We start from the raw sequence: 22543 nt of genomic DNA on the forward strand, positions 1-22543 counted from the left end.
CACAGCCGCACGGTTCCAACCAGCCGGCCGTCATGGCGCACGGCCGACAGGCTCAGGCCTGCGGCGGGCGCGCGTCCGTCGCGCAGGCGCTGGCAGGTGCGCGCATGGCGGTTGTCGCCAAAGCAGGCATCCAGCAGCGCTTCGCGCGCGACGACGTCCGAGGCACGCTCCGCACGGATCGCGAACGGGGCGGCTTCACGGATGAGGGCAACGGGGTTGTTCCGTTTTGCAGTCATGGCACGTCAGTCCCCGCTTGCAACGGCATGTCGTACGCCGCGGCAAGCGTCGTTCAGAAAATCAAAAATGATCGGGAAGGAGCCGGCGGGGCCGGCTCCCGGTTTATCAGGCCTCGAAAAGGAGGCGGCTTAGATGTGGTAGGTCCTCAGCGGCGGAATGCCGTTGAACGCCACCGACGAGTAGGTCGACGTATAGGCGCCGGTGCCTTCGATCAGCAGCTTGTCGCCGATCTCGAGCGTCACCGGGAGCGGATACGGCAGCTTCTCGTACAGCACGTCGGCAGAGTCGCAGGTCGGGCCCGCGAGCACGCACGGCGTCATGTCCGCCCCGTCATGCGGAGTGCGGATCGCGTAGCGTATCGACTCATCCATCGTCTCGGCGAGACCGCCGAACTTGCCGATGTCGAGATAGACCCAGCGCACCTCGTCCTCGTCGCTCTTCTTCGAGATCAGAACGACTTCGGTCTCGATGATTCCGGCATTGCCGACCATGCCGCGGCCCGGCTCGATGATCGTCTCCGGGATCTGGTTGCCGAAATGCTTGCGCAGCGCGCGGAAGATCGACCGGCCATACTGCAGGACCGGCGGAACGTCCTTGAGATACTTGGTCGGGAAGCCACCGCCCATGTTGACCATGGTGAGGTTGATCCCGCGCTCGGCGCAGTCGCGGAACACGGTCGAGGCCATCGCGAGCGCGCGATCCCACGCCTTCACCTTGCGCTGCTGCGAGCCGACATGGAACGAGATACCGCACGGCTCCAGCCCAAGGCGCTTGGCGAGGTCGAGCACGTCGACCGCCATCTCCGGGTCGCAGCCGAACTTGCGCGACAGCGGCCACTCGGCGCCGGCGCAATCGTACAGGATGCGGCAGAACACCTTGGCGCCGGGAGCGGCGCGGGCGATCTTCTCGACCTCGGCGGCGCAATCGACCGCGAACAGGCGAATGCCGAGCGCGAAGGCACGCGCGATGTCGCGCTCCTTCTTGATCGTGTTGCCGTAGGAGATGCGGTCCGGCGTCGCACCGGCGGTCAGCGCCATCTCGATTTCCGCAACGGTCGCGGTGTCGAAGCAGGAGCCGAGCGAGGCCAGCAGCGCCAGCACTTCGGGCGCCGGGTTGGCCTTCACGGCATAGAACACGCGGCTGTCCGGCAGCACCTTGGCGAAGGTCTGGTAATTGTCGCGCACGACCTCGAGGTCGACGACGAGGCACGGCTCGGTGTCGAGACCATCCTGGCGGCGGTTGCGCAGGAATTCCTGGATACGTTCAGTCATGGCACTCTCCAGCGGCCCCAGCGACGGGATCCGCATCAACATGACGTCGGGTCAGAGCGCTCCGGCCACATTGCGCGATGGAGGCGCAACGAAGCCAAAAGACTCAAACCAGACTGTGCTGCCGTGGATTGGTTGGGAGAGTTTCCCGCCCGCTCACCTGGCAATGAAGGACAAGCCTTTTCAGTAGCCCGCGCCGGCGTTGGACTGCCGGTAGAGACCAAAAAAGCCCGATCCGTCGTTGCTTTAAGTCGCGTCCCCCGTGGAGAGCGGGGTGCGCCGGTTCGCCTCCGGCTGCCAGTCACGGTTGCAAAGAGTGGTGAGACCTTCAACGGCATCCCTGGAGAGAGATGCTGGCCGCCTCGTGTCCTGACGGACGTAAGCGACCCTCGGTTCTTCCACCCCTTGGCGGCTGTCCGGCCTCTTGTCCGGATACCTACCGACTGACACACGACCACAGGCACGTGCGAAATTGGGCAAGGCAGGAAATAAATCTTTTGACTTCGCGGCGCAAGAATTTTTTTGCGATAGCGACAAATTTCCCTAACGCGTGCTTGCGATCTCGCGCGCAGCACGTGTTGAAGATGAACAGCTGTTAAGAATGACTAACGAAGCGTGTGCGCTTAAGCCCTGTGCCGCAGGGCTTTCTTGAATCGCGTGAGTTCACGCGCGACGCGTGAACGGCTCGACGCGCTGCGCCGCGCGGATGAAGGCGATCATGATCAGGACGCCGATGCCGAACAGCACGGCCTGCAGGATGTGCGCGCCGGTGTCGTTGAGCCCGAGCAGGATCGCGAGCGCCCAGCCGCCGGCGAACGCCGCACCGAACACTTCCGCGCCGATCAGGATCGCCGCCGAGATGACGGTGATGACGCTCGGCCAGGCGATGGTGCGGTTGCCGGAGGCGGTGGGCTGCATGCTCATGGAATAGGTCCTGTTCAGGGGGCGCAATCTCTCCGAAAAGTGCCCATCTATCAAGCGCAAAAGGCCCAAAAATGCCGTATCGCGTGATATAGATTGGGCCGCATTTTCAAGGCGAAAAACGGGACATTCGATGTCAGAAACCAGCGCAGAGGCCGAAGACCAGACTTTGGCCAACCCCCTCCTGAAGGCGTGGCAGACGCCGCTCGAGACGCCGCCTTTTGCCGAGATCAAGCCGGAGCATTTCCTCCCCGCCTTCGAGCAGGCCTTCGCCGACCACTCGGCCGAAGTGGCTGCGATCACCCATGATCCGGCGCTGCCCGACTTCGACAACACCATCACGGCGCTGGAGCGCTCCGGCAAGCTGCTGTCGAAGGTCTCGGCCGTGTTCTACGACCTGGTCTCGGCCCATTCCAATCCGGCGATCCTGGAGATCGACAAGGAAGTCTCGCCCCGGATGGCGCGGCACTGGAATCCGATCATGATGAACGCTGTGCTGTTTGGCCGCATCGCCATGCTGCACGAGAAGCGCGCCTCGCTCGGCCTGACCGGCGAGCAGATGCGGCTGCTGGAGCGCACCTACACCCGCTTCCACCGCTCCGGCGCCGGGCTCGACGATGCGGCAAAGGCCCGCATGGCCGAGATCAACGAGCGGCTCGCCCATCTCGGCACCTCGTTCAGCCACCATCTGCTCGGCGACGAACAGGAATGGTCCATGGAGCTCGGCGAGGGCGACCGTGCCGGCCTCTCCGACACATTTGTGGCGGCGGCCAAGGCTGCGGCGGAAGAGCGCGGCATGCCCGGCAAGGCGATCGTGACGCTGTCACGCTCCTCGGTCGAGCCGTTCCTGCAGAGCTCGTCGCGGCGCGACCTGCGCGAGAAGGTCTACAAGGCCTTCACGGCCCGCGGCGACAATGGCAACGCCAACGACAACAACGCGACCATCGTGGAGATCCTCAGGCTGCGCGAGGAGACCGCGAAGATCCTGGGCTTCCCGACCTACGCCGCCTACCGCCTGGAGGATTCCATGGCGAAGACGCCGGAGGCGGTGCGTGGCCTGCTGGAGCGGGTCTGGAAGCCGGCGCGTGCGCGTGCGCTCGCCGACCGCGATGCGCTACAGGCGCTGATCACCGAGGAGGGCGGCAACTTCACTTTGGCGTCCTGGGACTGGCGCTATTACGCCGAGAAGCTGCGCCAGCGCCGCGCCAATTTCGACGATTCCGCGATCAAGCCCTACCTGGTGCTCGACCACATGATCGAGGCTGCCTTCGACTGCGCCACCCGTCTGTTCGGCGTCACCTTCGAGGAGCGCAAGGACGTTCCGGTCTGGCATCCGGATGTGCGGGTCTGGGACGTCAAGGGCCGCGACGGCCAGCACAAGGCGCTGTTCTACGGCGACTACTTCGCGCGGTCCTCCAAGCGCTCCGGCGCCTGGATGACCTCGCTGCGCGACCAGCAGAAGCTCGACGGCGACGTCGCGCCGCTGGTCATCAATGTCTGCAACTTCGCCAAGGGCGCCGACGGCGCGCCGGCGCTGCTGTCGCCAGACGACGCGCGGACCCTGTTCCACGAATTCGGCCACGGCCTGCACGGCATGCTTTCCGACGTGACCTACCCGTCGCTGTCGGGCACATCCGTGTTCACCGACTTCGTCGAGCTGCCCTCGCAGCTCTACGAGCACTGGCAGGAGCGGCCCGAGGTGCTGCAGCGCTTTGCCCGCCACTACCAGACCGGGGAGGCGCTGCCGGACGACCTGCTCAAGCGCTTCCTCGCCGCGCGCAAGTTCAACCAGGGCTTTGCCACCGTGGAGTTCGTCTCCTCGGCGCTGGTCGACCTCGAATTCCACACCCAGCCGGCGGCGGCGAGCTGGGACGTCCGCGCCTTCGAGCAGAAGGAGCTGGAGAAGATCGGCATGCCCGCCGAAATCTCGCTGCGGCACCGGCCGACCCAGTTCGGCCACATCTTCTCCGGCGACCACTATGCGTCCGGCTATTACAGCTACATGTGGTCGGAGGTGATGGACGCCGACGCGTTCGGCGCCTTCGAGGAGGCCGGCGACATCTTCGATCCCGCGACCGCCAAGCGGCTGCATGACGACATCTATTCGTCGGGCGGCTCGCGCGATCCGGAGGAGGCCTATGTCGCCTTCCGCGGCCGCGAACCCGAGCCGGACGCGCTGCTGCGCCGTCGCGGCCTGCTCGAGACGCCTGAGGCGGCCTGAAGGTGCGGCCGTCACTGAACCGGCTGATCGCGGGGCTCGTGCTTGCGGTGTCCGCGGTGCTCGGCACGGCGGCCGCCGAGGCCCATCCGCATGTCTGGATCGTCGCCAAAAGCGAGCTGATCTACGCGCCGGACGGCACCATCACCGGGGTCCGCCACGCCTGGACCTTCGACGACATGTTCTCGACCTATGCGCTGCAGGGCATCGAGACCAAGGTGAAGGGCGCCTACAGCCGCGAGGAGCTGGCGCCGCTGGCCCAGACCAATGTCGAGTCGCTGAAGGAATACGCCTACTTCACCTTCGCCAAGGGCGACGGCAAGAAGCAGAAGTTCACCGAGCCGGTGGACTACTTCCTCGAATACAAGGATTCGGCGCTGACGCTGCACTTCACTTTGCCGGTGAAGACGCCGTTCAAGGCCAGGCAGCTTTCGCTCGAAGTGTTCGACCCGACCTATTTCATCGACTTCCAGTTCGCCCAGAAGGAGCCGATCAAGCTGGTCGGCGCCGCCGCCGACTGCAAGATGCAGTTCGAGCGGCCGAACAGTGACGGCACCGCCGCCGCGCAGAAGCTCGGCGAGCAGAATTTTCTCGACGGCGGCAACGGCAATTTCGGCATGATGTTCGCCAACAAGATCACGGTGGATTGCCCATGACGCCGATCGCCTCCCGCCTGATGCGCGGCCTCGCCGTGTCCGCCGCGGTGCTCGCGGCATTCGCGGTACTCGACGGCGCGGTCCATGCGCTGCTGGCGCAAAATCCGTTCGGCGCGCCGCGCGCGGCCGAACCGCAGGGCGGGCTGGTGGGCTGGCTGTTGGCAAAACAGTCGGAGTTCTATCGCGAGATGTCGCAGACCATCCGCGCGGCGAAATCCGACGGATCGGCGGTCTGGACGCTGCTCGCGATCTCCTTTGCCTACGGGATTTTCCATGCCGCCGGGCCCGGCCACGGCAAGGCGGTGATCTCGTCCTACATGGTCGCCAACCGCGAGACCGCGCGGCGCGGCATCGTGCTCTCGTTCGCCTCGGCGCTGATGCAGTCGCTGGTCGCCGTTCTGATCGTGGGTATCTGCGCCTGGCTGCTCAATGCGACGGCCAAGACCATGTGCGGCGCGGAGAAGGCGATCGAGATCGCAAGCTACGCGCTGATCGCGGCGTTCGGCGCCCGGTTGGTGTGGGTCAAGGGCGGCGGCTTCTTCCGCGCACTGCAGGTGCCGCGCCCTGCCTTGGCGATGGCCGGCGCGCAGCAGCACGATCACGACCACCATGATCACGATCACCATCATCATCACGCGCATGACGATCATGGTCATCATCATGACCACGGCCACGATCACGATCATGACGCGAGCCACGTCCATGACGAGCATTGCGGCCATTCGCACGGGCCGACGCCGGCCGAGCTCGCCGGTCCCGGCGGCTGGCGGCGCGGCCTCGGCGCGATCCTCACGGTCGGGATCCGGCCGTGCTCGGGTGCGATCCTGGTCTTGGTGTTCGCGCTGGCGCAGGGCCTGTTCTGGGCCGGCATTGCCGCAACCTTCGTGATGGGGCTCGGCACCGCGATCACGGTGGCGGCGATCGCGCTGGTCGCGGTGTCGGCGCGCGGCGTGGCCGAGCGGCTGAGCGCGGCGCGCGACGGCGGCGGCATGGTGATCATGCGCGGCCTGGAATTCGCCGCAGCGGGTCTCGTGCTGCTGTTCGGGCTCGGGCTGCTGTTCGGTTATGTCGCGGCCGAACGGGCGACGTGCCTTTGAGGTCTATTCCGACCCTCGTCTCTCCACGAATTCGTCTCTTGGTCCGTCATCCAGAGGAGCCTGCGCAGCAGGCGTCTCGAAGGATCGACGGCCACCGGCCGGGCCGTGCATCCTTCGAGGCTCGCTATGCTCGCACCTCAGGATGACGGATAACAGGGCTGCAGCGCTCACCGCGTCAGATATCCCCGGATAGCCGGCAGCAGGAAGATCGCGATGTTGATCGCGAAACCGATGCTCCAGAGGATCGAGCGCAAGGTCGGGCGGTTGCCGATATAGGTGAAGACGTAGGCGATCCGCACGATCAGGAACAGCACGGCGAGTTCGTCGATCAGCCGCAGCGGGCCGACGCGGAATTCGGCGAGCAGTACGGCGAAGGCGAAGAACGGCAAGGCTTCGAGGCCGTTCTGGTGGGCGCCGAGCGCGCGGGAGCGGATCGGATCGTCATAGAAGTCGGGATCGCGCGGCTTCGCATTGTCGAACCCGCGGAAGCCGGTCCATTTCACCGATACGATCGTCAGCATCGACAGCATCAGCGTCCCGAAGACGCACCATTCGGCGATCGTCATGGTTTCCCCTCATTCACGGAGCGGAACGTAGCCAACCGGCACTCGGCTTGACAAGGTTGGAGCAACGCGCGAAGCCCAAAGCCCCCAAGCCAAGGACTTTAGGCGCAAGGCCATCATGAGCACGGTGATCCCGTTCGAGAGCGCGAAGCCCGCCGCGGCGCCGAAGCCGGAGCGCGTCGGCGTGCTCTTGGTCAATCTCGGCACGCCGGATACCGCGGATGCCGCGGGCGTGCGGGTCTACCTCAAGGAATTTTTATCCGATCCGCGGGTGATCGAGGATCAGGGCCTGCTCTGGAAGCTGATCCTCAACGGCATCATCCTGCGCGTCCGTCCAGCCCGCAAGGCGCGCGACTATCTGAAGATCTGGAACACCGAAAAGAACGAGTCGCCGCTGAAGACCATCACGCGCTCGCAGGCCGACAAGCTGGCGGAGGCGATTGCCGATCACGATCACGTCGTGGTCGACTGGGCTATGCGTTACGGCAATCCCTCGATGAAAGAGCGCATCGAGGCGCTGGCCGCGCAAGGCTGCGGCCGGCTGCTGGTGGTGCCGCTCTATCCGCAATATTCCGCGGCGACGTCGGCCACCGTCTGTGACGAGGCGTTTCGTGTGCTGGCCGCCATGCGCGCGCAGCCGATCCTGCGGGTGACGCCGCCCTACTACGACGACCCCGATTACATCGAGGCGCTCGCAGTTTCGATCAACGAGCATCTTGCTGCTCTGTCGTTCCAGCCCGAGGTTATCCTCGCCTCGTTCCACGGCATGCCGAAAGAGTATGTCGACAAGGGCGATCCCTATCAGGCGCAGTGCATCGCCACGACCAACGCGCTGCGCAAGCGGCTCGGGCTCGATGCCAACCGGCTGATCCTCACTTTCCAGTCGCGCTTCGGCAATGCGGAGTGGCTGCAACCTTATGCCGACAAGACGGTCGAGAAGCTGGCGAAGGACGGCGTGCGGCGAATGGCCGTGGTCACGCCCGGCTTCTCCGCCGATTGCCTGGAGACGCTGGAGGAGATCGCGCAGGAGAATGCCGAGATATTCCGGCACAATGGCGGCGAGCAGTTCGCGGCCATCCCCTGCCTCAACGACAGCGATGGCGGCATGGACGTGATCCGGCAGCTCGTACTGCGCGAGCTTCAGGGCTGGATCTAGCAGGGCTGAAGCCCTTTGTTAACGATCCGTGACATCGGGCCACAACCATTCGTTCAGCCTTCACGTATCTGGCGGCCCGCACAACCGCTTCCTATGTGCTAGGTAGAACAACAGCCGGCTGAACCGGCGCGGCGGTCCTGCCGACCAATGCACGACCGTGCCTGGCGACGGTCTCGCCGGCCTTGGAGGACTTTATGACTGGCTTCGACATTTTCGCGATCGCCTTTGTTCTTCTCGTCATCGTTACGCTGTTCGCCGGGATCAAGACCGTTCCGCAGGGCTTTGACTGGACCATCGAGCGGTTCGGCAAATACACCCGTACGCTGTCGCCCGGCCTCAATCTGATCGTGCCCTACTTCGATCGCATCGGTCGCAAGATCAACATGATGGAGCAGGTGATCAACATCCCCGAACAGGAGGTGATCACCAAGGACAACGCCACCGTGACGGTGGACGGCGTCGCCTTCTTCCAGGTGTTCGACGCGGCGAAGGCGAGCTACGAGGTCGCCAATCTCAACCAGGCGATCGTCGTGCTGACCATGACCAACATCCGTTCGGTGATGGGCTCGATGGATCTCGACCAGGTGCTGTCGCATCGCGATGAGATCAATGAACGACTGTTGCGCGTGGTCGACGCCGCGGTCTCGCCCTGGGGCCTCAAGGTCAACCGCATCGAGATCAAGGACATCGTGCCGCCGGCCGACCTGGTCGAGGCGATGGGCCGGCAGATGAAGGCCGAGCGCGTCAAGCGGGCCGACATCCTGCAGGCGGAAGGCCAGCGGCAGTCAGAGATCCTGCGCGCCGAGGGCGCCAAGCAGGGCCAGATCCTGCAGGCCGAGGGCCGCCGCGAGGCTGCCTTCCGCGACGCCGAGGCGCGCGAGCGTCTTGCCGAGGCCGAGGCCAAGGCGACCCAGATGGTGTCGGACTCGATCGCCAAGGGCGACGTCGCGGCGCTGAACTACTTCATCGCCGACAAATACATCAAGGCGTTCGGCCAGCTCGCGGAGTCGCCGAACCAGAAGATCCTGATGCTGCCGATCGAAGCCACCAGCGTGCTGGGATCGCTCGCCGGCATCGGCGAAATCGCCCGCGCCACCTTCGGCGAGAGCGCGGCATCCGCCACGGCTGCGGCGCGGCGCGGTGGCTCCGTGCCGCCGGCTGGTCCGACGCCGCCTCCGCCGGTGCCGCCGCAGCGGTAGAGATTCAACATGGTCGGCTCCGCACACTCCCTGCACCTCTCCCCTTGTGGGAGAGGTCGGATCGCGTCAGCGATCCGGGTGAGGGGTCTCTCTCCGCGGAGAGACTGTCACCCCTCACCCCAACCCCTCTCCCACAAGGGGAGAGGGGCTTCTGATAGTTGAGAGGTCACGTCATGGCCGAGATGTTTTCGACATTGGGTACCTGGAACTGGCTGATCTTCGGCTTCATCCTGATGGCGCTGGAGCTTGCGGCGCCCGGGGTGTTCCTGTTCTGGCTTGGGCTCGCGGCACTCCTGGTCGGCCTGCTGTCGTTCGTGTTGACGCCGTCGTGGCAGATGCAGCTCCTGATGTTCGCGGTGTTCGCCGCGCTGGCGGTGCCGGCCTGGCGGCATTTTGCCAAAGGCGCGACCGAGGCGAGCAAGACCAATCCGTTCCTCAACCGCCGCAACGAAGCCCTGGTCGGCCGCGAATTCACGCTGGAGAAGCCGATCGTCGACGGATCGGGCACGGTGCGGATCGACGACACGGTCTGGCGCGTCGCCGGCCCCGATGCGCCGGCCGGCAGCCGGGTAAAGGTCGTCCGCGCCGACGGCGCGAGCCTGACGGTGGCCGCGATCTAGCTGCCAGCGTGCTTGCTCCAGCGCTCGGCGAAGCGATGGAGCGGCGTGAAGGTCGCAAACAGCTCACGGCCTAGCGGAGTGAGGCCGTAACCATCGTCCGTCAGCTCGACGAAGCCCGCCTCGCGCAGCTCGGTCAATCGCGCCTGCAGGATGGTCGGTGAGGCCTCGTCGCAGGCGCTGCGCAGCGGGCGCGAGGTCAGCGCGCCCTCGCGCAGCTCCCAGATGATGCGCAAGGTCCAGCGGCGCCCGAGCAGATCGAGCAGCGCCATGATCGGGCGGCCGGACCGCGAGCCGCGGACGCCGGGTTTTGCAGCTGGAGCCTGCTTCGCCATGTCGCGAATCCTTCTCGAATCTCTCTTGCATCGTTCGCTACAGATATTGTAGCGTATCGCTACAATAAATGTAGCAGTGAGACCAGGCCATGTCACGCATCGCACCACTCGATCCGCCCTATGCGGCGGACGTTCAACAGCATTTCGATCGCATCATGCGCGGCAAGCCGCCGCTGGTGCTGTTCCGCATGATGGCCGGCCATCCGCGTGCCTGGGAGAAATTCCGCGGCGGCAGCCTGCTCGACCGCGGGCCGCTGCCGCTGCGGGAGCGGGAGATCGTGATCGACCGCACCTGCGCGCTTAATGCCTGCGAATACGAATGGGGGGTGCATGTCACGGCGTTCGGCGCGGCCGCCGGGCTGTCGGAGCAGCAGGTCCATGCCACCGTGCACGGCAAGGCCGATGCCGATTGCTGGTCGCCGGCCGAACAGGCCATGATCGCGGCGGTCGACGCGCTGCAAACCCGCGCAACACTCGATGACGCGGAATTCGCGGCGCTGTCGGCGCATTATGATGAGGATCAGGTTCTGGAGATCATCCTGCTGTGCGGCTTCTACCGCACGGTCTCCTACCTCGCCAACGCGCTGGCCCTGCCGCTGGAGACGACGGCGGCAAGATTTCCGCAGTAACGGCTGTCATTCCCCGATGCGCAGTTGCGCATCTGAGGGCGACGCGAAGCGGCGAGCCCGGAATCCATAACCACCATTGTGAGTATGGATTCCGGGCTCGCGCCAAGAGGCGCGCCCCGGAATGACAAAAAGGGCCTACGCCACGCCCGCGCGCAGCAGATCGTGCAGATGGATGATGCCGACCGGCTTCTTTGCATCGGTCACGATCAGCGTCGTGATCTGCGAGGCGTTGAGCAGCTCCAGCGCCTCGCCGGCCAGCGTGTCGCGGCTGATCGACTTCGGCGTGTTGGTCATGACCTCGTCGACCGACAGGGTCAGCAGGTCGGGGCGCGTCAGCTGCCGGCGCAGGTCGCCGTCGGTGACGATGCCGACGAGATGGCCGTGGCCGTCGACGATACCGACGCAGCCAAAGCCCTTGGACGTCATCTCGACCAGCGCATCCGACATCTTGGTGCCGAGCGGCTTCAGCGGCAGCGCCTCGCCGCTATGCATCAGGTCGCGGGCATATTTCAGCAGCGCGCCGAGCTTGCCGCCTGGATGCAGCACGCTGAAATCGGTCGAGGTGAAGCCGCGGCCTTCGAGCAGCGCGATCGCCAATGCATCGCCGAGCGCCAGCATCATCAGCGAGGAGGTGGTCGGCGCCAGATTGTGCGGGCACGCCTCGCGGGCCTTCGGCAGCGTCAGCTGTACATCGGCGGCCTTGCTCAGCGTCGAGTCCTTGTCGGCCGTCATCGCGATCAGCGGAATGCCGAAGCGTGCCGCGTAGGCAATCAGATTGCGCATCTCGGCCTGCTCGCCGGACCAGGACAGTGCGAGCATCACGTCCTCAGTGGTGATCATGCCGAGGTCGCCATGGCTCGCTTCGGCCGAGTGCACGAAGAACGCCGGCGTGCCGGTCGAGGCGAAGGTCGCCGCGATCTTGCGGCCGATGTGCCCCGACTTGCCGAGCCCGGTCACGATCAACCGCCCCTTGGCCTTGCGGATCAGTTCGGCCGCCGCGCCGAACGACGCGCCGAGATCGGACTTGAGCGCCGCAGAGAGCGCAGCGACGCCGCTTGCTTCGGCATCGAGGGTGCGGAGCGCCGACTGAACGGCGCCGTCATCGTGGCCGGATGATTTGGTCATCAGCGGTTTCGGTTTGGCCATTACGGATTCCAGGGGAGGGGTTTTGCACCCGGGCGTCTCCCTTAGCACGTTCGATTCCGCGATGCGACGCGCGGCGGCGGATCCTCAACGGCTCATTAACCATAATTGTTTTAACTCCATTAACGACGTTTTTCGCCACCCGGTGGAATGCGTACGTCAAGTGCATGAATTCGTTGGAGTATTTCCATCGTGTGGCGGCGGCCAGCAAGCGGCCCAAATCGGCGTGGACGCCCCGTTCGCGTGGTTTTGCCATGTCTTGTGCTGACTGCGACGACCGGGCTCGCCAGGGCCCAGACCGTGACACCGGATTTGTTCAGCCCGAACCGGCAAAGCCAGGTGATCACACAGGATTCGCTGCTGCGCCGGACCCCGGTCGATGCCATGGATCCGCTCAATGGTTTGAGGCTGCCGGACGCCGATCCCACCCGGCGTTCGTCGTCATCGGCATCAACGACGCAGCGCATCGGGCAGGTGCCGACCTACGGGCTCCCCGCCGCGAACGGCGCTGCGACGTCGGGCTATGACTCGCTCAACCGCAAGCGCCTGAAGCCGAAATACTATCCAGGACAGGCCAAGCCGAAGCCGCCGCCGGGGCCCGGCTCGCCGGTGCCCACGCCGCAGCCGCTGACCGCAGCGGGGCAGTTGCGGCTGTCGATCCCGCCGTCGGAGACCGCCAACAAGCCGCCGCTGCCGCCGGCGATGGCCGGCACCATCGTCGGCCAGCCGCCGCGCAAGCGGCTCAAGATCGACGACGATCCGTTCGGCGCGGTCGGCGACTACGCCGGCTCGTTCATGGTCAAGACCGCGGTCGAGGTGATGGCGGGCTACGACACCAATCCGGGCCGCTTGAATTCGCCGCAGGGCAAGGCGTTCTACATGGTCGCGCCGGAATTCGTCGCGATGTCGGACTGGGAGCGTCACGCCGTGGTCGCCGATCTGCGCGGCTCGTTCACCGGCTACGGTTCCCAACTCACGCCGATTGACGGCTCGCCGCTGTCGGCGCCGCTCGACATCGATCGTCCGAATTTCACCGGCCACATCGACGGCCGCCTCGATGTGTCGAGAGATACGCATCTCACGGCGCAGGCCCGCTTGCTGGTCTCGACCGACAATCCCGGCAGCCCGAACGTGCAGGCCGGCCTCGCCAGATATCCGATCTACACCACGGTCGGCGGCACGTTCGGCATCGACCAGCATTTCAACCGCATGCAGGTCTCGCTCGGCGGCACCGTCGACCGCACCGATTACCAATGGTCGAAGCTCACCGACGGCACCTCGTCGTCGAACGACGATCGCAACTTCACCCAATATGGCGGCGTCGGACGCGTCAGCTATGAGCTCAATCCGGCGGTAAAACCCTTCATCGAAGTGGAGGGCGACAGCCGTTTCCACGATCTCTATCTCGACCGCAATGGTTACGCGCGCAATTCGTCGGGCGGTTACGTCAAGGCCGGTACGTCGTTCGAATTCACGCGGATTCTGTTCGGCGAAATCTCGATCGGCTATGCTAGGCGTGACTATGTCGACCCGCGGCTTAGCCCACTCGAGGGCTTGCTGACCACCGCCTCGCTGACCTGGAATGCGACGCCGCTGACCACGGCCAAATTCTATTCCGATACCCAGCTCGGCGAGACCACGCTGCCCGGCACCTCCGGCGTGCTGTCGCGCACCTACACCATCGAGGTCGACCACGACTTCCGCCGCTGGCTGACCGGCATCGGCAAGTTCACCTACGGCACGCTCGATTACCAGGGCGACAACCGCACCGACACCATCTACTCGGTGTCCGCCGACCTGATCTACAAGATGACCCGCAGCCTCTGGATCAAGGGCACCGTGCGCCGCGACTGGCTGGATTCGAACCTGGCCGGACAGAGCTCGGCGTCGACGGTGGTGATGCTGGGCGTGCGGGTGCAGAACTAGTCCATGTTATTATTTACGGCAGTACGCGCGAGCGATAGCTATTTGCGCGGTTGTCTCTCTATGTTCGGCGGCTTCAGACCGAGATTGGTAATATGAAGACTTTAGAGTTCATACTTGATGATCAGGCGAAAACTCTGTTTCCGTGTAAGACTATCCCACGAAAATGATCGGCAATGACTTCCTCAGATTCGTCGACAATCACCACGGTCTGAAGTCGAACCAACTGCTTCGGTTTATGGATGACTTCTACCTCTTCTCGGATAGTGCCGAAGATATTCGAGCTGACTTTTTGCTGATACAAAAGTTGCTTGGAGAGAAGTCGCTGAACCTTAACCCGAATAAAACCAGCCGCGTGATCGCTGGGCACACACAAATTGCCGCGGATATCGACTCTGTTAAGAAGAAACTTCTTGATCGTCGCCGACACGAAATTTCTGTGACCGGTTACGATGACGATGAGCCGGAAACCGTCCACATCACGGTCAGAAAGCCGCTGTCAAAGGACGAGCTCGAGTACATATCACAGTTGCTCGCGCAAGAGACCCTCGAAGAAGAGGACGCCGAGCTAGTTCTGGCTGTGATGAGAGAGCATGTCACTAAGGCCGAGAGAAAGCTTGAGTACATTATTCAAACGTTCCCCAATTTGATGAAGTCGGTTTTCAATTTCTGTGCACGTGTGCAGGACAAGGAATTTGTCGCGGATCTATTGCTGAAGTCTCTGCTGTCGCGAGATTTACAAGAATACCAGTTGTTCTGGTTTGGTCACATTCTTGAGTCTTACCTAATGAATACGACGAAAACCGCGAGGCTCATTGATGCAATCTTCAATCATCCGGGGGCAACCGTCGTGTCGAAGGCGAAGATTCTCGAAATATCGGATCGCAGATTTGGTTTGCCGGAGTTGAGGGAGCCGCTCTTAAAGACGGGACAATCAGACTGGCTGTCGTGGTCAGCGGCTGTTGGTGAGCGAAGTCAGCAGGCCGCGACTAGAAACCATCGCCTTGGCTACTTTGCAAAGGGATCTTCCATGAATTGGCTAGTATCTACGATCGTTTCGCAAATGGCTTCCGAATAAAATTCGCCGTAGCTGGTGTGTCAGTCCGATCGTCTGCGACGGAACCCTCAACAAGACTGGCCGAGCTCCCTCCATGAGGGACACGAACTCGTCGCGGCTAGTGCCGGGGCACTTACCCCGGCAGGTCCGTCTTCCCCATCAGGAACGTATCGATAGAGCGCGCGCACTGGCGGCCTTCGCGGATCGCCCAGACCACGAGCGACTGGCCGCGGCGCATGTCGCCGGCGGAGAAGATTTTTGCGCGCGAGGTCCGGTAGTCCTGCAAGGAGGCGCGGACGTTGCCGCGCTGGTCGAGCTCGACGCCGAGCGTCTTGAGCAGGCCTTCGTGCACGGGATGCACAAAGCCCATCGCCAGCAGCACGAGTTCGGCGTCGAGCGTGAACTCGGTGCCGAGCAGCGGCTTGAACTTGTCGTCGACCTTGACGCAATGCAGCTTGGTGACCTTGCCGTCCTTGCCTTCGAACTTGGTCGTCAGCACGGCGTATTCGCGCACCGCGCCTTCGGCCTGGCTCGACGACGTCCGCATCTTCAGCGGCCAGTTCGGCCAGGTCACGCCCTTGTTCTCATGCTCGGGCGGCGCCGGCATGATCTCGAGCTGGGTCACCGACTTGGCGCCTTGCCGGAACGAGGTGCCGATGCAGTCCGAACCGGTGTCGCCGCCGCCGATCACGACGACATGCTTGCCGCCGGCGAGGATGTCGGCTGTGCCGTTCAGCGGCTCGCCGGAGACGCGGCGGTTCTGCTGCGGCAGGAAGTCCATCGCGAAGTGAATGCCGGCGAGATCGCGGCCGGGGATCGGCAGGTCGCGCGGGGCTTCCGCGCCGCCGGTCAGCGCCACCGCGTCATACTGCTTGGCGAGCTCCTGCGGGTCGATCGCACCGGGCGTCGAGCCGCCCACGGCCTTGCCGTAGTGGAAGGTGACGCCTTCGGCTTCCATCTGCGCCACGCGGCGGTCGATGATGCCCTTCTCCATCTTGAAGTCGGGAATGCCATAGCGCAGCAGGCCGCCGGCCTTGGCGAACTTCTCGTAGACATGCACCTCGTGGCCGGCACGCGCGAGCTGCTGCGCGGCGGCCATGCCGGCGGGGCCCGAGCCGATCACGGCGACCTTCTTGCCGGTCTTGGCGGCCGCGATCTCCGGCTTCAGCCAGCCATTGTCCCAGGCGCGGTCGACGATCGCGCATTCGATGGTCTTGATGGTGACCGGGTTGTCGTCGATGTTGAGCGTGCAGGACGCCTCGCACGGCGCCGGACAGATCCGGCCGGTGAACTCGGGGAAATTGTTGGTCGAGTGCAGGTTGCGCGACGCCTCTTCCCAGTTGCCCTGATAGACGAGGTCGTTGAAATCGGGGATCTGGTTGTTGACCGGGCAGCCCGGCGTGCCCGGCGCGGTCGAGCCGGTGCCGTGGCAATAGGGGATGCCGCAATTCATGCAGCGCGCGGCCTGGTCGCGCGTGTCCTTCTCGCTCAGCGGAATGACGAACTCATTGAAGTTCTTGAGCCGCTCGGCGACCGGCTCGTACTTGCGCTCATGCCGCTCGATCTCGAGAAAACCTGTGATCTTGCCCATTGAAACCCGATGCCCCTGCATCTCAGTTGTTCCGTCATTCCGGGATGCGCCGCGAGGCGCAGACCCGGAATCTTGAGGTTGGTTTGCGAGATTCCGGGTCGCGCTGCGCGCGCCCCGGAATGACGCTTGGTGAAACTACGCGCCGATCGCGATTTTCGGCTCGGCGTCGGCGTTGGCTTTCATTTCCTTCAGCGCGCGGCGGTACTCCACCGGCATCACCTTGCGGAATTTCGGCAGCCAGCTCTTCCAGTCGGCCAGGATCTCGGCCGCCTTCTTCGAGCCGGTCAGCTTGGCGTGACGTGTGATCAGCACATGCAGCCGCTCCACGTCGGAGTCGAGCAGGTTCTGGAACACGTCGACCCGGCCATGCGCCTCGAGATCGCCGGAGTGGTGGTAGGTGTCGGCGTTGATCATCTCCTCCGACAGCACCGGCTCGAGCTCGACCATCGAAAGATTGCAGAGCTTGCTGAAGTCGCCGGCCTCGTCCAGCACATAGGCGATGCCGCCGGACATGCCGGCCGCGAAGTTGCGCCCGGTCTTGCCGAGCACCACCACGATGCCGCCGGTCATGTATTCGCAGCAATGGTCGCCGGCGCCTTCGACGACCGCGACCGCGCCGGAGTTGCGCACCGCGAAGCGCTCGCCGGCGATGCCGCGGAAATAGCACTCGCCCGCGATCGCGCCGTACATCACGGTGTTGCCGACGATGATCGATTCTTCCGGCACGATGCCGGAGATCTTCGGCGGCTTGACGATGATGCAGCCGCCCGAGAGGCCCTTGCCGACATAGTCATTGCCTTCACCCTCGAGCTCGAAGGTGACGCCCTTGGCGAGCCAGGCGCCGAAAGCCTGCCCCGCCGTGCCCTTCAGGCCGACATGGATGGTGTCGAGCGGCAGGCCGGCATGGCCGTAGATCTTGGCCACCGCGCCCGACAGCATCGCGCCGGCGGAACGGTTGGTGTTGTTGATCTCTTCCTCGATCTTGACCGGCGCACCGCGATCGAGCGCGGCCTGCGCCTGCTCGATCAGTCGGCGGTCGAGCACGGCTTCCAGATGGTGGTTCTGGGTTTCCGAGTGATAGATCGTCTGACCCTTCTCCTCCTTCTGCCGCACGAACAGCTTGGAGAAATCGAGGCCCTTGGCCTTCCAGTGCGAGACCAGCGCAGTCTGGTCGAGCATCTGGACCTGACCGATCATCTCGTCGAACGACTTGTAGCCGAGCTGCGCCATGATCTCGCGCACTTCCTCGGCGACGAAGAAGAAGTAGTTGATGACGTGCTCGGGCTGGCCGGTAAAGCGCTTGCGCAGCACCGGATCCTGGGTCGCGACGCCGACCGGGCAGGTGTTGAGGTGGCACTTGCGCATCATGATGCAGCCCGCCGCGATCAACGGTGCGGTGGCGAAGCCGAACTCGTCGGCACCGAGCAGCGCGCCGATCACGACGTCACGGCCGGTGCGGAAGCCGCCGTCGACCTGGACCGCGATGCGGCTGCGCAGCCGCTGGCGCACCAGCGTTTGATGGGTTTCGGCGAGGCCGATCTCCCACGGCGAGCCGGCATGCTTGATCGAGGTCAGGGGCGAGGCACCGGTGCCGCCCTCGAAGCCCGCGATGGTGACATGGTCGGCGCGCGCCTTGGCGACGCCGGCGGCAACCGTGCCGACGCCGACCTCGGACACCAGCTTGACCGAGACCTGGCCGTCCGGATTGACGTTCTTGAGGTCGTAGATCAGCTGGGCGAGGTCTTCGATGGAGTAGATGTCGTGATGCGGCGGCGGCGAGATCAGGCCGACGCCCGGCGTCGAATGCCGGACGCGCGCGATCGTCGCGTCGACCTTGTGGCCGGGCAACTGGCCGCCTTCGCCGGGCTTGGCGCCCTGCGCCATCTTGATCTGCATCATGTCGGAGTTGACGAGATATTCCGTCGTCACGCCGAACCGGCCCGAGGCGACCTGCTTGATCGCCGAACGCATCGAGTCGCCGTTGGGCAGCGGCTTGAAGCGGTCGGATTCCTCGCCGCCCTCGCCGGTGTTCGACTTGCCGCCGATCCGGTTCATCGCGATCGCAAGCGTGGTGTGCGCCTCGCGCGAGATCGAGCCGAACGACATCGCGCCGGTGGCGAAGCGCCTGACGATGTCCTTGGCCGGCTCGACGTCCTCGAGCTTGACCGGCTTGCGCTTGTCGTCCTCGGCGCTCTTGATCCGGAACAGGCCGCGCAGCGTCAACAGACGCTCGGACTGCTCGTTGAGGATCTTGGCGAACGCCCGGTAGCGCTCCTGCGAGTTGCCGCGCACGGCATGCTGCAGGGTCGAGACCGATTCCGCGGTCCAGGCATGGTCCTCGCCGCGGGTGCGGTAGGCATATTCGCCGCCGACGTCGAGCGCGCTCTTGTAGATCTGGCCGTCACCGAACGCGTCGGTGTGGCGTCGCACGGTCTCCTCGGCGATCTCGCCGAGGCCGACGCCCTCGATGCGGGTGTGGGTGCCGGCGAAATACTTGGCGACGAAATCTGCCTTCAGGCCGACCGCGTCGAAGATCTGCGCGCCGCAATAGGACTGGTAGGTCGAGATGCCCATCTTGGACATCACCTTGAGCAGGCCCTTGCCGATCGACTTGATGTAGCGCTTGACGATCTCGTAGTCGTCGAGCGCGCCGGGCAGCCGGTCCTTCATCGCGAGGATGGTTTCGAACGCGAGATAGGGGTTGATCGCTTCGGCGCCGTAGCCGGCGAGGCAGGCGAAGTGATGCACTTCGCGCGGCTCACCGGATTCCACCACGAGGCCGACCGAGGTGCGCAGTCCGGTGCGGATCAGGTGATGATGCACGGCGGCGCAGGCCAACAGCGACGGGATCGGAATCCGGTCGGTGCCGGTCATGCGGTCCGACAGGATGATGATGTTGATGCCCTCGCGCACCGCGCCCTCGGCGCGTGCGCAGAGCTCGTCGAGCACCTGCTCCATGCCCGCCGCGCCGAACCCGGCGTGGAAGGTGGTGTCGAGCGTGCGCGACTTGAAGTGGGTTTCGGCGACGTCGGAGATCGAGCGGATCTTCTCGAGGTCGGCGTCGGTCAGGATCGGCTGCCGCACTTCGAGGCGCTGGGTCGAGGCGACGCCCTGCAGGTCGAACAGGTTCGGCCGCGGCCCGATGATCGAGACGAGGCTCATGACGATTTCCTCGCGGATCGGGTCGATCGGCGGGTTCGTGACCTGTGCGAAGTTCTGCTTGAAGTAGGTGAACAGCTGCTTGGGCTTGTCCGACAGCGCCGAGATCGGTGTGTCGTTGCCCATCGAGCCGGCGGCTTCCTCACCGGTGGCCGCCATCGGCGTCATCAGGATCGTGATGTCTTCCTGGCTGTAGCCGAACGCCTGCTGGCGATCGAGCAGCGGCAGGTTGGAGCGCACGCCCTTGGCCGGCGCATCCGGCAGCTCCTCGAGCTGGATCTGGGTGCGATGCAGCCAGTCGCTGTAGGGGTGGCTCTTGGCGAGGTCGGCCTTGATCTCGTCGTCCGGAATCAGGCGGCCCTGCTCGAGGTCGACGAGCAGCATCTTGCCGGGCTGCAGCCGCCACTTGGTGACGATCTGGTCCTCAGGAATCTTCAGCACGCCCATTTCGGACGCCATCACGATGCGGTCGTCCTTGGTGACGAGGTAGCGCGCCGGGCGCAGGCCGTTGCGGTCGAGCGTCGCGCCGATCTTGCGGCCGTCGGTGAAGGCGATCGCGGCCGGGCCGTCCCACGGCTCCATCAGCGCGGCATGATATTCGTAGAAGGCGCGGCGCTGCTCATCCATCAAGGGATTGCCGGCCCACGCTTCCGGAATCATCATCATCACGGCGTGGGGCAACGAGTAACCGCCCTGCACCAGGAATTCGAGCGCGTTGTCGAAGCAGGCGGTGTCGCTCTGGCCCTCATAGGAGATCGGCCACAGACGGCTGATGTCCTTGCCGTAGGCTTCCGAATGCACCGAAGCCTGCCGCGCCGCCATCCAGTTGACGTTGCCGCGCAGCGTGTTGATTTCGCCGTTATGGGCGATCATCCGGTAGGGATGCGCCAGCGACCAGGTCGGGAAGGTGTTGGTCGAGAAGCGTTGATGCACCAGCGCCAGCGCGCTGTCGAAGTCCGCTTCATGCAAATCGGGATAGTACTTGCCGAGCTGGTCGGCCAGGAACATGCCCTTGTAGATCACGGTGCGGCACGACAGCGAGCACGGGTAATAGCCCGCCATGCCGCGGTCGCGGCGCTGGTAGATCGCCTGCGAGATCGACTTGCGCAGGATGTAGAGCCGGCGTTCGAAATCGTCCTCGGTCTTGACCGCATTGTTGCGGCCGATGAAGACCTGCATGTGGTAGGGCTCGGTCGGCTTCACGGTGACGCCGAGCGAGGAATTGTCACTGGGCACGTCGCGCCAGCCGAGCAGCTTGAAGCCCTCGTTCTTGATCTCGTCGGCGATGATGCTCTTGATCACGTTCCGCCACGCAGCATCGCGCGGCATGAACAGCGCGCCGATGGCGTATTCGCCGGGCTGCGGCAGCTTGAAGCCGAGCTCTGCGGTCTTGCGGGCGAAGAAGGCGTGCGGGATCTGCACCAGGATGCCGGCGCCGTCACCGGCGCGCGGGTCGGCGCCGACGGCGCCGCGATGCTCGAGGTTGCACAGGATGCTCAGCGCGTCGGAGACGATCTGATGCGACTTCTGGCCCTTGATGTTGGCGATGAAGCCGACGCCGCAGGAGTCCTTTTCCAGGCTGAGGTCGTACAGGCCCTCGGCTTCCGGGCGCCAGGTGTGCAGCTCGGGAGTGTGCGGGCCAAAAGACGCATCATGCGCGGCATCGGCGGCTTTCGAGTCCGCGGTCGCCGACAGCGCATCTGCCACGATGATTTCGCGCTCGAATTCCGATCCGCTCATGTGTCCTCTCCCTTTCGTAAGGGGCTCACCGCATTTGGCGCACCTTGGACGTTGCGGCACCCACCGGGCCACCGCTCGTCCGCCGCGAGCCGCATTTTCCTAAATTCAGACGACGGGCGTTTCAACGTCCCCTAGGGGAGACCCTGCCTGCAGCATTCTCGGAGCCCGGGGCGCCGAGGCCCTCCTTACGAAGGTCCTCGTTGCAATCCCTGTGCCGGGATGGCCTCGAAATTGAGACAGTCTTGCTGTCCTAACCTCGACCTTGCCAAATTTTTGTCTATCACACAAGCGCGAGGAAGTCCCCGCCCGCATGCTTGGATCGAACGGCTCGGCCGGCGTGCGGCGCCCCTGATTCGAAGCAAACACGCCGTGATCTGGCCCAAGGAGCGACCAAGGACCGCCGAATTTCAAACCGAAATTTTGCCCCCGGGCAAGCCGGCAAGAGAGCGGAAACGCTCCGGGCGGGGCAGACAGGAGTTACGGCGATGAAGTTGTTCACAGGTTCGGTTGCAGCCGCCGCCCTCGCGCTCAGCGCAGCCTCGGCCCAGGCCCAGCTGGCGACGTCCGCGCGGATCGGCAGCCCGTCCTTTGTCAGGGTCTCCGACATGGGCGGGCCCTACGCCGCCATGCCCGAGGTTCCGCCGCCGCCGCGCTATGGCCGCGTCCCCAGCCTGCTGCCGCCGGTCGAGGTCTACACGGTCCTGCGCGAAAACGGCTATTTGCCGCTCGGCGCGCCCGAGCAGCGCGGTTTCGTCTACACGATCTCGGTGATCGACCAGGGTGGCGATGACGGCCGGCTGGCGATCGACGCCCGCGACGGGCACATCATCCGCTTCACCCCGGCCTATCGGCTCGGCGACAATTACGAGGAGGAGATGAGCGCGACCTACGGTCCGGTCGGTCCGATGCCGCGGGCGATCCAGGCCCGGGTGCCGCGGCCACCGCTCCCGATCCCGCATGTCGCAAGCCGCGTGCCGGTGCCGAAGCGCAGCCCGCTCAACGCCAAGGCGCAGGCTCCCACTGCTGCTCCGGCG

17 protein-coding genes and 1 pseudogene are annotated in these 22543 nt (G+C 64.7%); 10 read left to right on the forward strand and 8 right to left on the reverse strand.

The genetic code is table 11. The annotated features are described in order from the left end of the window. The 3 genes and pseudogenes from H8A95_RS30650 to H8A95_RS30660 form a co-directional block, all read right to left on the reverse strand. Window positions 1-236 (reverse strand): annotated as a pseudogene (locus tag H8A95_RS30650) (GNAT family N-acetyltransferase); the annotation flags it as partial. Between the two features lie 129 nt (window positions 237-365). After that, complete coding sequence (locus tag H8A95_RS30655; RefSeq protein ID WP_229186570.1) at window positions 366-1508, reverse strand: type III PLP-dependent enzyme; 1143 nt, start codon at window positions 1506-1508, stop codon at window positions 366-368. Between the two features lie 660 nt (window positions 1509-2168). Further along, window positions 2169-2429 (reverse strand): hypothetical protein, encoded by a 261-nt coding sequence (locus tag H8A95_RS30660; RefSeq protein WP_229186572.1) that lies wholly within the window; start codon window positions 2427-2429, stop codon window positions 2169-2171. 130 nt (window positions 2430-2559) lie between these two features. Between H8A95_RS30660 and H8A95_RS30665 the strand changes: the two genes are divergently transcribed. From H8A95_RS30665 to H8A95_RS30675, 3 genes are read left to right on the forward strand one after another with little or no spacing between them, the layout of a single operon-like run. Beyond that, complete coding sequence (locus H8A95_RS30665; protein ID WP_229186573.1) at window positions 2560-4647, forward strand: M3 family metallopeptidase; 2088 nt, start codon at window positions 2560-2562, stop codon at window positions 4645-4647. 2 nt (window positions 4648-4649) lie between these two features. Further along, the gene (locus H8A95_RS30670) at window positions 4650-5300 is read left to right on the forward strand and encodes a DUF1007 family protein (RefSeq protein WP_420839476.1); all 651 of its coding nucleotides are present in this window, start codon (window positions 4650-4652) and stop codon (window positions 5298-5300) included. Then, on the forward strand, window positions 5297-6397 hold the full coding sequence (locus tag H8A95_RS30675; protein ID WP_229186575.1) for a nickel/cobalt transporter: 1101 nt from the start codon (window positions 5297-5299) through the stop codon (window positions 6395-6397). The genes H8A95_RS30670 and H8A95_RS30675 overlap by 4 nt, the downstream gene beginning before the upstream one ends. A 167-nt stretch (window positions 6398-6564) precedes the next feature. Here H8A95_RS30675 and H8A95_RS30680 read toward each other — a convergent pair whose 3' ends face one another. Beyond that, entirely contained in the window at window positions 6565-6963 is a 399-nt protein-coding gene (locus tag H8A95_RS30680; protein ID WP_163159404.1) for an MAPEG family protein, read from the reverse strand. Window positions 6964-7078: 115 nt separating this feature from the next. Between H8A95_RS30680 and hemH the strand changes: the two genes are divergently transcribed. The 3 genes from hemH to H8A95_RS30695 all read left to right on the forward strand — a co-directional run bounded on the left by hemH (window position 7079) and on the right by H8A95_RS30695 (window position 9935). Next, entirely contained in the window at window positions 7079-8116 is a 1038-nt protein-coding gene (gene hemH / locus H8A95_RS30685) for a ferrochelatase (protein WP_229186576.1), read from the forward strand. A gap of 194 nt (window positions 8117-8310) precedes the next feature. Next, complete coding sequence (locus H8A95_RS30690; RefSeq protein WP_163159406.1) at window positions 8311-9315, forward strand: SPFH domain-containing protein; 1005 nt, start codon at window positions 8311-8313, stop codon at window positions 9313-9315. A 173-nt stretch (window positions 9316-9488) separates the two neighbouring features. Beyond that, a complete protein-coding gene (locus H8A95_RS30695; protein ID WP_229186577.1) occupies window positions 9489-9935 on the forward strand; it encodes an NfeD family protein in 447 nt (148 codons plus the stop codon). Here H8A95_RS30695 and H8A95_RS30700 read toward each other — a convergent pair. Next, the gene (locus H8A95_RS30700) at window positions 9932-10267 is read right to left on the reverse strand and encodes a winged helix-turn-helix transcriptional regulator (RefSeq protein ID WP_229186578.1); all 336 of its coding nucleotides are present in this window, start codon (window positions 10265-10267) and stop codon (window positions 9932-9934) included. The two genes, H8A95_RS30695 and H8A95_RS30700, sit on opposite strands and share 4 nt — an antisense overlap. Before the next feature lie 89 nt (window positions 10268-10356). Here H8A95_RS30700 and H8A95_RS30705 point away from each other — a divergent pair, with 89 nt between their 5' ends. Next, window positions 10357-10896, forward strand: coding sequence for a carboxymuconolactone decarboxylase family protein (locus tag H8A95_RS30705; RefSeq protein ID WP_229186579.1), 540 nt, complete (start codon window positions 10357-10359; stop codon window positions 10894-10896). A gap of 135 nt (window positions 10897-11031) precedes the next feature. Here the strand turns inward: H8A95_RS30705 and H8A95_RS30710 are convergent, their stop codons facing one another. Further along, window positions 11032-12042, reverse strand: coding sequence for a KpsF/GutQ family sugar-phosphate isomerase (locus tag H8A95_RS30710; RefSeq protein WP_229186580.1), 1011 nt, complete (start codon window positions 12040-12042; stop codon window positions 11032-11034). Between the two features lie 246 nt (window positions 12043-12288). Between H8A95_RS30710 and H8A95_RS30715 the strand changes: the two genes are divergently transcribed. Both H8A95_RS30715 and H8A95_RS30720 read left to right on the forward strand, forming a co-directional pair. Then, window positions 12289-13965, forward strand: coding sequence for an outer membrane beta-barrel protein (locus H8A95_RS30715; protein ID WP_229186587.1), 1677 nt, complete (start codon window positions 12289-12291; stop codon window positions 13963-13965). 163 nt (window positions 13966-14128) lie between these two features. After that, complete coding sequence (locus H8A95_RS30720; RefSeq protein ID WP_229186581.1) at window positions 14129-15040, forward strand: RNA-dependent RNA polymerase family protein; 912 nt, start codon at window positions 14129-14131, stop codon at window positions 15038-15040. Window positions 15041-15152: 112 nt separating this feature from the next. On the opposite strand, the gene H8A95_RS30725 is transcribed toward H8A95_RS30720, so the two are convergent. Together H8A95_RS30725 and gltB are read right to left on the reverse strand one after the other, a co-directional pair. Then, on the reverse strand, window positions 15153-16610 hold the full coding sequence (locus H8A95_RS30725; protein WP_229186582.1) for a glutamate synthase subunit beta: 1458 nt from the start codon (window positions 16608-16610) through the stop codon (window positions 15153-15155). A 135-nt stretch (window positions 16611-16745) separates the two neighbouring features. After that, window positions 16746-21509 carry a glutamate synthase large subunit gene (gene gltB, locus H8A95_RS30730; RefSeq protein WP_229186583.1) on the reverse strand — a complete coding sequence of 1588 codons (4764 nt, stop codon included), beginning with the start codon at window positions 21507-21509 and terminating at the stop codon, window positions 16746-16748. A 485-nt stretch (window positions 21510-21994) separates the two neighbouring features. Here gltB and H8A95_RS30735 point away from each other — a divergent pair. Further along, on the forward strand, window positions 21995-22543 hold a 549-nt coding region (locus H8A95_RS30735), incomplete at its 3' end, for a hypothetical protein (RefSeq protein ID WP_229186585.1).

The sequence above is a fragment of the Bradyrhizobium oropedii genome, assembly GCF_020889685.1.
GTDB lineage: Bacteria > Pseudomonadota > Alphaproteobacteria > Rhizobiales > Xanthobacteraceae > Bradyrhizobium > Bradyrhizobium oropedii.